This is a genomic window from Derxia lacustris (assembly GCF_002105195.1).
GTDB lineage: Bacteria > Pseudomonadota > Gammaproteobacteria > Burkholderiales > Burkholderiaceae_E > Derxia > Derxia lacustris.
In genome coordinates, this window is record NZ_MUHU01000018.1 from 46,017 (window position 1) to 62,679 (window position 16,663).

Below are 16,663 nucleotides of genomic sequence, written 5' to 3' on the forward strand. Positions count from 1 at the left end.
CGCCGACGACCGGCCAGCCCCGTGTCGACGGCAGCACCCGCCCGCCGCTCAATCCCTGGCAAACCCGCGCAAGCGCTCCCGCAACCGCAATGCAGCGGCGGCATTCCGCGCGTCTGCCTCGTCGACGATGCGGTCGCTCCGATAGCACTCGCCCAGCACATAGTCGGCCTGCTCCGCGACCGAGCCCCAGGAACCGGGCGCGGTCACGCGCTGCTTCAATCGCGCAAAGCTGTCGACGAGCTTCGGCTCCGCCTGCGCCAGCTCGCCGTTCCACACCGCCGCAAGCAGCTCGACCTCGATCTGCCCGACCGCGCCCCAGAAATCCGGATCGATGCGCATCTTGTCGTCGAGCGCTTCGCGCAATTGCGCCAACGCCTGCGCCACGTCGATCGGCGCACCCGACGCGGACCCGCCGGGCGGTGACGACGGCGCGGGCGGCGACGTCGGTACCGATGCAGCACCGACCAGTCGCGCCCCCACCAGCGCGATCAGCGGATAGAAGCGCTCCTCCGGCGCGCGTCGGGCCGCCAGTTCGGCGGCCTGCTCGTAGTGCGTCAGCGAGCGGGCCGCTGCGTCGCTGCGTTCCTCGGCCTCGCTCAACTGCGCGAGCCGCTTCCATGCCGAGCCCTGGAGGCTTGCGCGCTCGCTGGTGACACCAAAGCTCACCAGCCGGTCGAGCATCTCGATCGCTTGCCTGATGCGGGTGCGCGCCGCCGCCGCATCGCCGTTCCGGCCAGCTGCCGCGGCATGGGCGTCACGCGCTTCCAGATTGCCGAGCTGCTCGACCGCGCGCAGCGGCGCCAGGCCGTCCTCGGTCTGAAGCGCATGCCGGTACCAGCGCAGCGCCTCGGGCTTGTTGCCAAGCGCGGCCCAGGCTGCGCCAAAGGCATGGGCGACCTGGCCGCTGCCGGGCCAGGCCTGTGCATGCTCGGCTTCCAGCTCATCGAGCGCCGTCCTGAGCGAGGCCCGGGTGAAGCCGCCGAACCTGGCGTAGTGAGCGATCTGGTCGAGCTCGAACACCAGGCCCGCCGGCGAGACGATGCGCGTCGAACCGCGGTAGCGCTGCTCGGTCGATGCCGGCGGATTGAGGCGCCAGCCCGGGTCGCCATAGCACTGGTAGGCGGCCCAGGTGTTGTCCTGAGGCGCGGCACCCCAGGTGGCACGCCGGGCGGCCGCAACCGCCTGCTGGAAGTCCTGACCGGCCAGCAGGGCGCCATAGAACTCGCCGGCAAAGCGCCGCGCACCGTCGTCCGACACTTCCCAGGCGGCCGCGATCACGCAGCGCACGCCGATGGCGATGAGCTGCGCCGCCACGCTGGCCGCGAACCGACCGGGCTCGCCGCTCATCGCGCCGGTGTGGCAGCAGTTGATGAACACCAGTTCGGGCACCCGGCGCATCGCCTTGATCTCGCTGGCGCCAAGCCGCACGCCACCGGTCAGCACCACGCCGGCGGTTTCGTAATCGGTGACCGCGCTGCCCGCATCGCCATGCCCGCTCACATGGACCATGCGCCAGTCGATGCCCGGTGCGAGCAGGTTCATCACGACGGCCCGGGCGTCGGCATCGACGAGCAGCTTTGCGCCCTTGAACAGCGCACTCACTTCCTCGGCTTCGCGGCGGGCCCAGGGCAGGCTGGCGTAGTTGCGGCCAAACGGATCGCCGCCGGTAGCCGGTTCGCCGATGACGAGCATAGGGGCATCGGCAAACGCCTCGCGCGGCTGCTCGCGATAGTCCTTGAGCCTGAGCTTGCGGATGAAGGGCGTGCGCACGGCCCACGGCACATCGACCTCCGGCGCCAGCACGCCGTCGGGACGGGCATCGAGCAGCTCCCACGGGAAGTGCGCCAGCTCGGGATCGACCTCCAGCACCACGCCCTGCGAGTTGACGAAGAACGACTCCAACTCCTGCGGTACCAGCAGCCGGAACAGGGTCCGGCCGACATCGGTGGTGCTGGCGGTCGCGCCGCGTTGCGTCACACCCTCGCGCACGATCTGCTCGACCAGCTGAACCTGGGCCGACACACCGCGTACCTCGGTACGGGCGCGCCGGCTGTCCACGATGTACTCGATGCGGGCCAGCCGGCCGCCCGGCGAGCGGGCGCCTTCGACCGGGCGCGCGGCGATGAAGTCGTAGTTGCTGCCGCGATAGCTGGCGCCCGGCATGCGCGCGAGCGGCGCGCGCCCGAAGGTCAGGCGCTTGTCGACATCGAAGTCGCCGTCCTCGACGCGCGCGAGGTCTTGCAGCGCGAGCAGCGCCTCGGTCGCGCGGTCGGCGTACAGCTCCACCACCGTGAGCCGGGCGACCAGCGGCCACTTGATCTCGCGCAGGCGCTGGTTGGCCGCCTGCACACCGCGCGCCACCGCCTGCGCCGAGCCGTAGGCGGCAACCCCCAGACCGCCGCTGCCGATGAGCGTGGCCGCCAGCTCGAAGCTGTGCGCCGCCACCTGACGGCCAGCCTCGTCACGATCTGCGACGTCCTTCCAGACCGCATGAAACAGCGTCTCGCGCTCCTGCTGGGCCTGGGCCAGTGCCGCCTGGGTCACGGCTTGCGTCAGATCGGACAAGGTCAGCTGCCCTTCCGCGCCGAGCCCGACCACGATCAGCGCACGCGGGCGCGGCATGGTCGCCGCATCGTGCGGATCGCCGAGACAGTTGCGGAACACCTGGGTCGCGCCGACCTCGTTCGGATACAGGCCGGCACGCAGCGCGGCCGACAGGCTTCCGCCCAGCAGCTCGTCCATCGCCTGCTCGGTGCCGGTCAGCGCAAACGCCTGGTAATGACCGATCAGCAAGGGATCGCCGGTGAACTTGAGGTCGTCGTTCAGCACACGAACCCGCAGCGGCGTCTTCGCCGGCCCGCCGTCGACCGGCGGATTGCCGTCGAACATCGCCTCGAAGGAAACCGGCGGTTCGGCCGCGCTGGCCGCATCGCGGATGGGGCGCGACCGCCGCAGCGGCGGAACGGCCGAGCCGCCGCGCGCGGCCGCCGGCACGAATGGCTTGATGCGCTTCGGGCGGAAGTCGTCGAGCGCATCGAGCGGGGTCGTGAGCAGCGACACGTAGTCGGAGAACGCCGCGTCGTGACGCGACAAGTCGGAATGCGCGGCATCGGTCTCCCAGGTGCGCACGCCGGGCAGCATGGCGTTGCCGTCGGAGACGCGACCGTCTCCGCCGTAGAGCACGTCGTCGTACTCGATGCCGGTCTCGCGCTTGAGGATGCCGACCGGCGTGTACTGGGCCCGCCCGAGGACCAGCAGCATCTTGCGGGCATCGCGGGCGAGCTCGGGCAGCTGGTTGTCGAGATCGCGCCGCAGGCTCACCGCCAGATCCAGCACCTCCTGCCGCGGAATGCCCCAGGCGTAATAGCCGCGCTTGTTGGCTTCGTCATGCCAGTAGCTGTAGCTGTCGGTCCGGCGCCGGTCTTCCTCGGCCAGCGCGCGCCAGCCGGCTTCGCGCCCGAGGTCGAGCACGGGATCGAGCAGCCCGGCCTGGAGCTGGAGAAAGCCCGGCAGCCCTGCCATCACTTCGCGGCCCTGGCGCTGCCGGAACGGCGCGCCCAGCCCGACCAGCGTGTTGCCGAAGCTGTCGTCGCCGCTGAGCACCTGCATCGGCGCCCATGAGCCGCCGTTGGGCGTGCCCAGCATCAGCAGCCGGGCCTGCGGATGGTCCATGAGCCGGCGCCAGGTGCGCGGCGCCACCAGCTGCATCGTGCGCACCAGCAGTCCGCCCATCGAATGGGCCACGATGCGCACCGGCTGACCGGAGGCGAGCCGGCGGTCGAGCGCGGCATCGACGGCCCGGGCGAGACGCTCCGCTTCCTGGCGCATCGGCACGCGCCAGTCGAAGCCGAAGGGCACGACCGCGTGACTCGCGCGCAGGAAGGCGATCAGCCGGTCGAAGTGCGTGCCGAGCGGCCCGTCCTCGACGATGCCGTCGGCGCCGTCCCTGCGCCAGGCGAGCGCATCGAGCTGGTTGAGGAAACCGGTGCCGAGCCACAGCCGGCGATCGCCCTGCCGCAGGTTGCTGCCGACGATGCCCGGCAGCACGAACACGGCCGGCCGCGCGGGATCGTCCTCGGCTGGCGCGCCGCGTCGCTCGCCACGCACGCCGTCGAAGGCTGAGCCGCTCCACGACAGCGGACCGATCGGACGAAAGCCCGCCGGCGTTTCGTCGATGAGTGCGCTGGCGATGGCCTGCGCCGTCGACTCGTTGGAGAAATAGCTGCCGTGATCGACCTTGCCGCCGTGGTCCAGGAAGAAGCTCGCGTCACCGGCGCGCCGGGTTCCGCCGTACATGGCATCGGTATTCACCACCAGATCGCTGGGAGTCCGGTAGTAGACGTCGCCGAGCAGCGTCTTGACCCACGACAGCACCGAATCGCCCTCGACATAGCCGGCCACCACGCGCAGCTGGCCGGGCAGGCCACGTTCCTGCGGCGGCACCGAAGCGAGCCACTCGACCAGACCGCTGCCCGGAATCTGCGCCCACAGCCCGGGCAGCACCTCGGGGCGCTGGCGTTCGCGCGCGATGGCGGCGGCAAAGCTCACCAGCTCGGCCGGTACCGATCCGGCATGCCGTCCGAGCAGCCAGGCAAACACCGACAGATAGGCGTCGAGCCGGCCCGAAGCGAGCAGCGTCCCGCGTGCGGGACAGGCGACGCGCACCACGCGCTCGACCGTGGGGCGCTTGCGGACGATCAGCTCGACCAGCTCGGCAAAGCGCTTGGCAAAGGAGCTGGAGGCGGCCTCGACGACACCGGTGACCGACGCAAGCCAGGACGCGTCGCCAGCGGAAAACGCCTTCAGCAAGTCTGCTGCATCGTCGAGCGCGCGCTGGCGGGCGCTCGCATCGTCACCGCCGGCAAGGCCGCGCGGCCCCACCACGCCACAGATGCGCACCAGCACCTCGGCCACCAGCCCGCCACGCGAATGCGTCAGCAGATGCAGGCGCGCGCCCTGCTCCGGCAAGGCCTGCACCAGGGTGAGCGCGTTCTCGATCGGGCTGCATCTCAGCGTCGGATGGTCGAGCGCATAGACCTCCCGCTCGTATTGCTTGAACAGCCGCGCCAGCAGGTCGGGCCAGTCGCGCCACAGATCGCCGAAGCCGCGCGCGGTCGTGCTGAACGTGCCGTGAATGAACACGAGCACCGGCTTGTCGGCCGTGGAAATCGGGGTCGGCGGCCGCCCTGCCAGCGACTCGATGCGGGTCGGATCGAGTCGGAACACGCCGTTGCCGGCCATGCGGTCGATCCGCTCGGCGATCAGCAGGGCGCCGAGGCGTGCGAGCGGACGGCGCAGCAGATCGCCAAGATCGACAGCGGGATCGGTGTCGTCGTCGTCCTGCCGCCCCAGCAGACGCACGGCGAGCAGTCCGACGCTGGCTGGCGTGCCGCGCGACGCCCCGGCGGCCGCCTGCTGACCAGCCCAGGCCAGCTGAGTCGGCACCACGACCGCATCGGGATCGGTCGCGGCGCCAACGGGTGCCGCGCGGGTAGTCGTGCCCGCCTGGGCCTTGAACAGCGCGCAGGCATTGCCGGGACTGAGATAGAGGGTCGGGCCACCGTCGATGACGACCTCGACGACATGCACACCGTCCTGGGCTTCAAGCGTCAGTTGCGACGGCGGCTCGGAGCGGCCGCCCTTGTCGATGACATCGACGCCCTCGGCAAGGATGTAGCCCTCCGGTGCGGCGGCCGATGCGACATCGGAACTGCGGCCGGAAACCAGAAAACGGTAGGTACTGCCTGCATTGGGCGCGGACATGGAGACTCGCTCGGTCGATGGACCTCGCGAGGCTAGTCACTGCCGATGGCGACTGTCAGTGGACGAATTTGTCTGCGGTGCATCGCCAACCCGGTCGAACGCCGAGTGCGACTCGCCTACGCCCGCCCATCCTCCTCCGCAAAATCGTCATCCCCCTCGATCACCTCCGCCTCCGGCGCGAGGAAGAAAAGATTGAAGCCATAGCGCAGCCACCCATCCTCGGCCGCCAGCCAGTCGAGCGGCAGCGTGGCCAGGTCATCGGCCACCGGCTCCACCGCCGGATCGCGCTCCAGCGAGACGATCTTGGTCGCCGCATGGCAGGCGTCGCAGCATTCCAGCTCGACCGCCGGGCGCTTGAAGCCGGCGCCTTCGGTCGCGCCGTCGGCCGGCACCGCCGCCAGATAGCTGATGCCGGCGTTGTCGCCGCAGGCCAGGCAGCGGATGCGGCCGACATGCCATTCGCTCGCGCACACGCCGCACACCGCATGGCGCTCGCCGTGGCCCGATTCGCCGCGCCGCAGCACCGAGGCCACCGGCGCGCCGCCGCAGACCGGGCAGGCCAGCACCTCATGCTCGGGCAGCTCGACCAGCGCCGCGTTGAGCAGCGCCGCGCGCGTCGCGCCCACCTGCAAGGCCGCGCCCAGCAGCGGCAGCGCGGCAAAGCCGGCGCCGGCCTCGGGCAGGCGGCCGCCGGCCAGATTGGCGCCGAGCAGCCCCAGGCTCACGTCGTCACGCGCCTCAAGCGCAGCCACGGCGGCCGCGATGGCCGGCGTGAAGCGCGGCCGCAGCGCCGCGACGATGGCGTTGAAATTGGCGCGCAGCCCGCCCAGCGCGCACTGCGGATCGTCGCTGTCGAGCAGGCGCTGCTGCTGGTCGGCGACGGCGGCCGCAAAGCCGAGAAAGTCGGCCAGCGCATGGCCCTCGGCCAGCGCGCGCAGGCGCGCGGCGCGGCGCGCGAACAGCGTGGCCGACGGCGCCCGCACGCGCGCCGCCGGCTCGGGGCGCCAGTCGCTGCCGGGCAGGTCGAACACCGGCGGCGTGATGGCATCGGCGGCCGGCTCGGGCTGGGCCGGGGCGAGTGCATCGCGCAGGAAACGGAGGGGCTTGAAGCTCATGCGGAACAACCTTCGGGATGCGGTGGGCGGTGAAAAACGGAGCGCTCAGTCTGCCAGCAGCCCGGCGGCATGGCTGGCCACCACCAGCCGGCCCGGGCGCGCAAAGCCGACCAGCGTCACGCCCAGGCGTTCGGCCAGCGCCTGGGCGCGCGCGGTCGGCGCCGACAGCGCGACCAGGCAGCCGATGCCGGCGGCGGCGGTCTTCTGCACCATCTCGTAGCTGGCGCGGCTCGACACCAGCACAAAGCCGCTGGCCGGGTCGAGGTCGCTGCGGCGCGCGCAATGGCCGACCAGCTTGTCGAGCGCGTTGTGCCGGCCCACGTCCTCGCGCACCGCGGCCAGACTGCCGTCGGCGCGCACGCGGGCGGCGGCATGTACAGCGCCGGTCGCGGCAAACAGCGGCTGCTGCGCCGGCAGCGCTGCGAGTGCCGCCTCGATCGCCGAGCGCCGCACCGGTGCGCCACGCGTGACCGGCGCGAGGCCAAGATCGACCGCTTCCAGGCTGTCGACGCCGCACAGGCCGCAGCCGGTCTTGCCGGCCAGACTGCGGCGGCGCTCCTTCAGCGCCATGAAGCGCGCCGAGGCGATGTCGAGCTGGAGCGCGATGCCGTCGCAGCCGGGCGCGATGTCGAGCCCGTAAAGCTCGCCCGGCGAGCGCAGGATGCCCTCGACCAGACTGAAGCCGAGCGCGAAGTCCTCCAGGTCGGTCGGCGTGGCCAGCATCACCGCATGCGAGACGCCGTTGTAGACCAGCGCCACCGGCACTTCCTCGGCCAGCCGGTCGTCGGCCGACGCGCTGCCGTCGCGGCCGATGCGCAGCACGCGGGCGGCGCGAAAGCCCGGCTCGTGCGCCATAAGCGGCATTTGCGGCGCGGCTTTTGTGCTCGCGCGGCTCAATGCCCGCTGCGCTCGCTGCCGGCCGAAGGCGCGCCGGTCACCTCGCGATACCAGCGCGGATGATGCTTGCGCGCCCAGCCATGCGTGACCACGCCCTCCACCATCGCGCGGATCGTGCCCTTGACCCACAGCGCCGCATACACATGCACGATGATCCCGGCGATCAGCGCCAGCGCGCTCATCGAATGCAGCAGCAGCGCCGCGCGGATGACGGGAATGGGAAAGTGGATCGAGAAGTACTCGCGCCAGATCACGATGCCCGTCAGCAGCAGCAGGCCCATGCACAGGCTCATGTGCCAGAACATGCCCTTCTGGCCGCCGTTGTACTTGCCGGTGTCGCCGACCTCATGGCCCTTGAGCACGGTGCCGACCGACTTCATCCATTCCACATCGGCCTGGGTGAGGAAGTTGTGGTGGTAGTAGCGGAAGAACTGCCGCACGAAGCCCGCAAACATCACCACGCCCACGAAGGGATGGACGATGCGCGCGAGCTGCGGCGTGCCGAACACGCCCGTGAGCCAGAAGAACGCCGGATAGAAGAACGCCAGCCCCGACACCGCCAGCAGCACGAAGCAGATCGCCACGATCCAGTGATTGATGCGTTCCGGCGCGCTGTAGCGCTGGATCAGCTTTTCCTTGCTCATGCCTGGTCTCCCGGCTGCTGGTTGTTCTGGCCGCTCACGCGCAGCACGACCTTGCTCAGGTCGGGCTCGTCGATGCTGTCGATCGGGTCTTCGTCATCGGCGCGGTTCGGCCCCACGGTGATGTAGTGGAAGAAGCCGAACAATCCGGCCGCCGCGATGCCCACCGACGCCAGCGGCTTGAGCAGCCCCTTCCAGAAGCTGACCGTGGTGCTGATCTGCGGATCCTTGGGCAGGTTGTTGTAGAGCTCGGGCCGGTCGGCGTGATGCAGCACGTACATCACATGCGTGCCGCCCACGCCGGCCGGGTCGTAGAGGCCGGCCTGGTCGTAGCCGCGCGTCTTCAGATCGACGATGCGTTCGGCGGCCACTTCCTTCATGTCTTCCTTGGAGCCGAACTGGATCGCGCCGGTCGGGCAGGTCTTCACGCAGGCCGGCTCCAGCCCGACGCTCACGCGGTCCGAGCACAGCGAGCACTTGTAGGCCTTGTTGTCCTTCTGGTTGATGCGCGGCACGTTGAACGGGCAGCCCGAGATGCAGTAGCCGCAGCCGATGCAGTTCTCTTCGTGGAAGTCGACGATGCCGTTGGCGTACTGGATGATCGCGCCCGGCGACGGGCAGGCCTTGAGGCAGCCCGGGTCGCTGCAATGCATGCAGCCGTCCTTGCGGATCAGCCATTCGAGCTTGCCGCTCTCGTCCTCGTGCTCGTTGAAGCGCATGACGGTCCAGGCCTTGGCCGTCAGGTCGGTCGGGTTGTCGTACACGCCGATGTTGTGGCCCGGCTCCTCGCGGATGTCGTTCCACTCCGAGCAGGCGACCTGGCAGGCCTTGCAGCCGATGCAGGTCGTCACGTCGATGAGCTTGGCCACCTCGGTGGTCTGGCGCACTTGCGGTGTGGCGGTCGGCGTGGCCGAGCGCTTGAGAATGTCGAGCGATTGCAGAGCCATGTCGCGAGCCTCAGACCTTGGCGATGTTGACGAGGAAAGCCTTGTACTCGGGCGTCTGCGTGTTGCAGTCGCCCACGAAGGGCGCGAGCGTGTTGGCGAGATAGCCGGTGCGCGTCTGGCCCTCGAAGCCCCAGTGCAGCGGAATGCCGATCTGGTGCACCGTGCGGCCGTCCACCGTCAGCGGCTTGATGCGCTTGGTGACGACGGCCTTGGCCTTGATGAAGCCGCGTTTCGAATCCAGCTTTACCGTGTCGCCCTGGACGATGCCCTTCTCCTTCGCCAGCGCCTCGCCGATTTCCACGAACTGCTCGGGCTGGGCGATGGCGTTGAGCTTGGCGTTCTTGGTCCAGAACAAAAAGTGCTCGGTCAGGCGATAGGTCGTGCCCACATAGGGGAACTCGTCCATCTTGCCGAGCCGCTCGCGGTCGCCCTTGAAGATGCGCACCGCCGGGCTGCTGACCACCTTGGGATGGAGCGGATTGGTGCCGATCGGCGATTCCATCGGCTCGTAATGCTCGGGGAAGGGACCGTCGGCGCAGCGGTCGATGGCGAACAGTCGGCCCACGCCCTCGTGATTCATGATGAACGGGTTCATGCCGGCCGACGGCGGGCTGTCGACCTTGAAGTCGGGCACGTCGGCGCCGACCCACTTGTCGCCGTTCCAGCTGATGAGCTTGCGCTTGGGATCCCAGGGCTTGCCGGCCGGGTCGGCCGAGGCGCGGTTGTAGAGGATGCGGCGGTTGGCCGGCCAGGCCCAGGCCCAGCCCGGCGTGTTGCCAAGGCCGGCGTCGGTGTTGTCGCGGCGGGCCATCTGGTTGCCGGCCTGCGTCCATGAGCCGGCGAAGATCCAGCAGGCGCTCATGGTGCTGCCGTCGTCCTGCAGCACGGCAAAGCCGGGCAGCTGTTCGCCCTTCTTCGCGAGGAATTTGGTCGCGTCCTTCGGGTCGACGATGTCGGCGAGCGCGCGGCCGTTGAGTTCCTTGGCCAGCTCCTCGGGCAGCGGATTCTTCGCGTCGCGATAGGGCCAGGCCAGGTTGAGCAGCGGATCGGGGAAGGCGCCGCCCTCGGCCTGGTAGAGCTCGCGCAGCTTGATGAACAACTCCGCGACGATCTCGGTATCGGCCTTGGCTTCGCCCGGCGCGTCGGCGCCCTTCCAGTGCCATTGCAGCCAGCGGCTGCTGTTGACGATGGCGCCGTCTTCCTCGGCAAAGCAGGTGCTCGGCAGCCGGAACACCGTGGTCTGGATGTCTTCCGGCTTCACGTCGTTGCTCTCGCCGTGGTTCTGCCAGAACGACGCCGTCTCGGTCGCGAGCGGGTCGATGGTCACCATCCACTTGAGCCTGGCGAGCGCGCCCGACATCTTGTTCTTGTCGGGGAAGGCGGCCAGCGGATTGAAGCCCTGGCAGACCAGCCCGGTCATCTTGCCCTGATGCATCAGCTCGGCGCTTTGCAGCACGTCGTACATCTTGTCCCACTTGGGCAGCCAGTCGTAGCCCCAGTCGTTGTCCTTGGTGGCCTTGTCGCCCCAGAACCATTTCATCAGGCTCACGAAGAACTTGGGCGTGTTGCTCCAGTAGTTGAGCTGGTCGGGCCGCACCGCCTTGGGCGTGGTCTTGTCGAGATAGGTCCTGAGGTCGACGTGACTCTCGTTGGGCAACGTGAGATAGCCGGGCAGCGAGGTGCTCAGCAGGCCGAGGTCGGACAGGCCCTGGATGTTGGAGTGGCCGCGCAGCGCATTCACGCCGCCGCCGGGCATGCCGATGTTGCCGAGCAGCAGCTGGATCATCGCCATGGTGCGGATGTTCTGCGTGCCGGTCGTGTGCTGGGTCCAGCCCAGCGCGTAGAGGATGGTGCCGACCTTCTCGGGCGTGGCCAGCTCGCCGAGCCAGCCCGCGAGCTTGAGGAAGTCGGCCTTCGGCGTGCCGCAGATCTGCTCCACCGTCTCGGGCGTGTAGCGCGCGTAGTGGGCCTTCATCAGCTGCCACACGCTGCGCGGATGTTGCAGCCTGTCGTCGGTCTTCGCATTGCCGCTGGCGTCGAGCTCGTAGTTCCAGCTGCTGCGGTCGTACTTGCCCTTGCTCTCGTCAAAGCCCGAGAACAGCCCCTCGTCGAAGTGATAGCCCTCGGCCACGATCAGGCTGGCATTGGTGTACGCCTTGACGTATTCCCAATGAATCTTCTCGTTGGCGATCAGCCAGTTGACGACGCCGCCGAGAAAGGCGATGTCGGTGCCGACGCGGATCGGCATGTAGTAGTCGGCGACCGCCGCCGTGCGGTTGAAGCGCGGATCGACGACCACCAGCTTGGCGCCGCGCGTCTTCTTCGCCTCGATCGCCCACTTGAAGCCGACCGGATGCGCCTCGGCCGCATTGCCGCCCATCACCAGGATGAAGTCGGCATTCTTGATGTCGACCCAGGTGTTGGTCATGCCACCCCGGCCGAAGGTGGTTGCAAGCGCCTGCACGGTCGGGCCGTGGCACACGCGGGCTTGCGCGTCGAAGGCCACCAGCCCGAGCGAGCGCGCCACCTTCTGCGTGAGGATGCCGGCCTCGTTGCTCGACGCCGACGCCGCCAGAAAGGTGGTGCTGGCCCAGCGGTTGACTGCCACGCCCTTGTCGTTGTGGCGGATGAAGTTGGCGTCGCGGTCCTCCTTCATCAGCCGGGCGATGCGGTCGATGGCCTCGTGCCAGCCGATGCGCTTCCACTCCCTGCTGCCGGCCTCGCGCACTTCCGGGTACTTGAGGCGGTTGGGGCTGTGGATGAAGTCGATCAGGCCGGCGCCCTTGGGGCAGAGCGAGCCGCGCGAGACCGGATGATCGGGGTCGCCCTCGATGTGGAAGATCTCGGACTTGGCGTTCTTGGCCTTGTCGCCCAGGCTGTACATGATGACGCCGCAGCCCACCGAGCAATACGGGCAGTTGTTGCGCGTCTCGCTGGCGCGCGCCAGCTTGAACTGGCGGACCTCGGCGAGCGCGGTGGCGGGCGAGAATCCCATCGCCACCAGACTCGTCGCCCCGATCTGGGCCGCGCCGATCTTGAAGAACTGGCGTCGCGTTACCTGCATGCTGTTCATCCCCCTGAAATTGCAGCGCGACTGCCGACCGGCGCGCGCCTTGCGTTGGGATGCCCGATAGCGAAACGCGGACCATCGCCGCTTCCGCTTGCGGTTCAAGCACTTGCAGTCATCACCGAATAACGCCTTGCGGCGCGGCGGACAGAATGTCCAAGCCGTTCCGACCCGCCTGAGACTTTTTGTCCGACCCGAATGAGCAGCACTCCGACCCCGCCCGTCACGGGCAATCCCGCTTCCGCCGATGGCCGCTGGCCCGGCTTCTCCGTGCTCGTCGTCGATGACGAGCCGGGCGTTCTCAACTTCACGCGGCGCGCGCTCGAAACCCGCTGCGACGAGGTCGTCACCGCCGGCAGCGTCGAGGACGCGATCCCGCTGGTGGCGCGCCGGCGCTTCGATCTGATCGTGCTCGACATCTCGCTGCCGGGGCAGAACGGCGTGAGCTGGTTGCAGGCGCTGCGGCGCCAGGGCTGCACCAGCGAGGTGGTGCTGATGACCGCCTATGCCGATGTGGAAACCGCCGTCGATGCGCTGCGCGCCGGCGCGGCCGATTTCCTGGTCAAGCCGTTTTCGCTGGCCCAGCTGTTCAACTCGGTACGGCGCAGCGTCGAGCGCTCCCAGCTCATCGCCGAGAACTTCGTGCTGCGGCGGGAGGTCGCGGCACGCGCGCCGCACGAGGGCGGCGGGCCCGAGGGCCTGATCGGCCGCTCGGTGCTGATGGGCGAGCTGCGCCAGCTGGTGTCGCGCTTCGCGCCCATGCCGAGCACCGTGCTCATCCAGGGCGAATCGGGCACCGGCAAGGAGGTGGTGGCGCGCGCGCTGCACACGCTCAGCCCGCGCGCCAAGGCGCCGTTCGTGCCGGTGAACTGCGCGGCGATTGCGCCCGAGCTGATCGAGAGCGAACTGTTCGGCCATGTGCGCGGCGCCTACACCGGCGCGGTCGGCGCGCGCGAGGGGCTGTTCTATTACGCGCGCGGCGGCACGCTTTTCCTCGACGAAGTGGCCGAGCTGCCGCAGCCGATCCAGGCCAAGCTGCTGCGCGTGCTGGAAGAGCGCCGGCTGCGCCCGGTCGGCTCGGAGCAGGAAGTGAGCGTGGATGTGCGCGTGATCGCGGCCACCAACAAGCCGCTCGCGCAGGCGGTGGCCGACGGGCGCTTTCGCGCCGATCTCTACTACCGCTTGCAGGTGCTGGAGCTGGCGCTGCCGCCGCTGCGTGCGCGCCGCGGCGACATCCCCGATCTGGTCCGGCATTTCATGGTGCAGCTCGCGCCGATGCTCGGCCTCGCGCCCTTCGACGTGGACGCCGCGACGATGAAGCGGCTGACCGCCTACGACTGGCCCGGCAATGTGCGCGAGCTCAAGAACCTGATCGAGCGCTCGATGATCCTGGGCCAGGTGCCGCTCGCCGCCGACGATGGCGACGATGCCGAGGACGACACGCCGCGCACCGCCGGCGCCGATGCAGCCACGCCCGTCAGCCCGGCCGCGCCGGTCGCCGCAGAAGCCGCCGAAGCCGACGCGCCCGACCTGCTCTCCGCCATCGAGGAGCGCCACATCCGCGCCGTGCTGGTGGCGGCCGGCGGCAACAAGTCCGAGGCCGCGCGCCGGCTCGGCATCTCGCGCAAGACGCTCGAACGCAAGTGCTTCGCATGGGGGCTGTGACGCCGCCGCGCCCGCGCGGCCTGCTGGCGCGGCTGGTGCGCGCCACCGATGCCGGCATCGATCTGGCGCGCCATCTGCTGCCGGCGCCGCTCGACCGGCGCATCGCGCGTTCGCTGCGCGCGCGCTTCGTGGCGCTGGCGCTGCTGCCGCTGTTCGCCGGCTTTCCGGTGCTGGTGGCGCTGCTGCTCGGCTGGGGCGGCGAAGCCTTCTCGCGCCTGATGAACGAGAAGGTGCGCAGCGATCTCGCGGTCGCCGACGGCTTCTTCACCCGGGTGCGCGACGAGGCTCGGCGCGATGTCGAGGCGCTCGCCGCGTCGCAGGCGCTGGCCGATGCGCGCGGCGATCCGCAAGCGCTTTCAAGCCTGCTGCATGAGCGCGCCGAAGCCGCCGGGCTCGACTTTCTGGTGCTGGTCGACCGGCACCGCCAGGTGCGCGCCGGCTCCGAGCCGCCGCTCGGCCCCGAACCGCCGCCGCGCTATGACGACGGCGCGGTGCTGCGGCGCGCGCTCGGCGGGCAGTCGGCGGTAGCGGTCGAGCTGCTGTCGGCCGAATCGCTCGCGCAGATCGCGCCCGACCTGGCCTTGCGCGTGCGCACCGTGCTCGAACCGGCGCCGGGCGCGCCGGCGCTGCCGCGCCAGTCCGAGGATCGCGGCCTGCTGCTGCATGCCGCCGCGCCACTGCCGGGCCGCCAGGCGGTGCTGGTCGGCGGGCTGCTGCTCAACCGCAATCTGGCGCTGGTCGATCGCATCGAACGCATGGTCTATCCCGACGGCTCGCTGCCGGCCGGCAGCCGGGGCAGCGCCACCCTGTTCCTCGGCGACGTGCGCATCGCCACCACGGTGGTCGGCGCCGACGGCCTGCGCGCCATCGGCACCCGCGTGTCGGAGGCGGTGCGCGCGCGCGTGCTGGCCACCGGCCAGTCCTGGCTCGGCCGCGCCTTCGTGGTCGACGACTGGTATCTGTCGGGCTACGAGGCGCTGCTCGACGGCGACGGCCAGCGCGTCGGCATGCTCTATGTCGGCTTCCTCGAAGCGCCGTTCGTGCGCATGAAATGGCTTGCACTCGCGGTGCTGGTGGCGCTGTTCTTCGCCACCATGGCCGCCGCCGCCGCCGTCAGCTGGCGCTTCACGCGCGGCGTGATCGAGCCGGTCGAGCGCATGCACGCGACCATGGACCGCATCGCCGCCGGCGCGCTCGACGCCCGGGTCGGCGCACTCGGCCAGCGCGACGAACTGGCCGATCTGGCGCGCCATCTCGATGCGCTGCTCGACCGCATCGGCGAGCAGAACGCGGCGCTGCGGCGCTGGGGCGACCAGCTCGACGCCAAGGTCGCCGAGCGCACCCGCGACCTCGCCGCCGCCAACGCCGGCCTGCTCGATGCGCAACGCCAGCTGGCCCAGGCCGACAAGCTCGCCACCATCGGCCAGCTCGCCGCCGGCGTGGCCCATGAGGTGAACAATCCGATGGCCGTGATCCAGGGCAACCTCGACCTGATGGCCGAACTGCTCGGCCCGGCCGCCGCGCCGGTCGAGGTGGAAATCCGGCTCATTCGCGAGCAGGTGCGGCGCATCCGCCAGATCGTCGCGCGGCTGTTGCAGTACGCGCGGCCCGGCCAGTACTCGGGCGCGCTGGCGCCGGTCGATCTGGCCGGCGCGGTGCAGGAAGCGCTGATGCTGGCCAGCCACCAGATCGACGCCAGCCGGGTCGCGGTCGCGCAGACCCTGGCCGCGCGCGCCCAGCCGCTCGGCGACCGGCGCGAGCTGTTGCAGGTACTGGTCAATCTCGTCATCAATGCGCTGCAAGCCATGCCCGACGGCGGCCGGCTCACGCTCGCCAGCCGCGACGAGGCCGACGGCGTGCGCATCGAGGTGGCCGATACCGGCGTCGGCATCGCGCCCGACGACCTCGACCGGCTGTTCACGCCGTTCTTCACGCGCAAGAGCGGCGGCAACGGGCTGGGGCTGTGGATGTGCCGCAACCTGGTCGAGCGCATGGGCGGGCGGATGGGGGCTGGCGCGGCCGACAGCGGCGCCGTGCTTTGGCTTTGGCTGCCGGCTTCGGCCTAGCGGGGGTTTTGGTGGGTCCGCGGCGCGCAGCGGGGCGGGGTGGCGGCGGGGCGACTGGCGCGGCCGGCTGCGCCGGCTGCCCTCGCTGCGGTGACGGGCGCCGGCCCGGTCCGCCAACTCAGGTCGCTTGCGCGACCTTCAAACATGCGGACCTGAACGCCTGCGGCGTTCACCGGCGCCCGTCACCTCCGCTCGGCGCGCCAGACACCCCGCCGCCACCCCGCCCCGCTGCGCGCCGCTCCTTGAACTACTGAGAGGGCTGGGCCGCAATGCGGCCTTTGGGGCGTCGGGCTTGTTGCTGGTGGGTGTGACTGCGCGGAGTCGGGTTGGCTCGGGCTCGCAGCGAGCATCCCCCAGCCCACTCCGCGCGCCGGAGCAAAACCAAAACCTCACCGGCCGCTGGGCAGCCACGAAGCCGGCACAGGCTGAGCCCGATAGAGCTGGTGATTCACGCCCGCCCGCCCCCCCCCCCCCACCCTCCCCGGCCCCCTGACCCCCGCCA

General features: G+C 70.2%; 8 protein-coding genes. 2 read left to right on the forward strand and 6 right to left on the reverse strand.

What is annotated here, in order from left to right; translation table 11 throughout:
- Positions 1 to 48 precede the first annotated feature (48 nt).
- From B9P64_RS15095 to fdnG, 6 genes are all read right to left on the reverse strand, one after another.
- Positions 49 to 5,763 carry a CHAT domain-containing protein gene (locus tag B9P64_RS15095; protein WP_085316912.1) on the reverse strand — a complete coding sequence of 1,905 codons (5,715 nt, stop codon included), beginning with the start codon at positions 5,761 to 5,763 and terminating at the stop codon, positions 49 to 51.
- A 116-nt stretch (positions 5,764 to 5,879) separates the two neighbouring features.
- A complete protein-coding gene (fdhE, locus tag B9P64_RS15100; protein ID WP_085316913.1) occupies positions 5,880 to 6,878 on the reverse strand; it encodes a formate dehydrogenase accessory protein FdhE domain-containing protein in 999 nt (332 codons plus the stop codon).
- Between the two features lie 45 nt (positions 6,879 to 6,923).
- Complete coding sequence (gene fdhD, locus B9P64_RS15105) at positions 6,924 to 7,733, reverse strand: formate dehydrogenase accessory sulfurtransferase FdhD (protein WP_235840015.1); 810 nt, start codon at positions 7,731 to 7,733, stop codon at positions 6,924 to 6,926.
- Between the two features lie 38 nt (positions 7,734 to 7,771).
- A complete protein-coding gene (locus B9P64_RS15110; RefSeq protein WP_085316915.1) occupies positions 7,772 to 8,419 on the reverse strand; it encodes a formate dehydrogenase subunit gamma in 648 nt (215 codons plus the stop codon).
- Positions 8,416 to 9,363 (reverse strand): formate dehydrogenase subunit beta, encoded by a 948-nt coding sequence (fdxH, locus tag B9P64_RS15115; RefSeq protein WP_085316916.1) that lies wholly within the window; start codon positions 9,361 to 9,363, stop codon positions 8,416 to 8,418. Before fdxH ends, B9P64_RS15110 begins: the two co-directional genes overlap by 4 nt.
- Positions 9,364 to 9,373: 10 nt before the next feature.
- Complete coding sequence (gene fdnG, locus B9P64_RS15120; protein ID WP_085316920.1) at positions 9,374 to 12,427, reverse strand: formate dehydrogenase-N subunit alpha; 3,054 nt, start codon at positions 12,425 to 12,427, stop codon at positions 9,374 to 9,376.
- Positions 12,428 to 12,628: 201 nt separating this feature from the next.
- Between fdnG and B9P64_RS15125 the strand changes: the two genes are divergently transcribed.
- Both B9P64_RS15125 and B9P64_RS15130 read left to right on the forward strand, forming a co-directional pair.
- Positions 12,629 to 14,095 carry a sigma-54-dependent transcriptional regulator gene (locus tag B9P64_RS15125; protein WP_085316917.1) on the forward strand — a complete coding sequence of 489 codons (1,467 nt, stop codon included), beginning with the start codon at positions 12,629 to 12,631 and terminating at the stop codon, positions 14,093 to 14,095.
- Positions 14,083 to 16,161 (forward strand): sensor histidine kinase, encoded by a 2,079-nt coding sequence (locus tag B9P64_RS15130; protein WP_139826327.1) that lies wholly within the window; start codon positions 14,083 to 14,085, stop codon positions 16,159 to 16,161. The genes B9P64_RS15125 and B9P64_RS15130 overlap by 13 nt, the downstream gene beginning before the upstream one ends.
- The last annotated feature ends 502 nt before the right edge of the window (positions 16,162 to 16,663 follow it).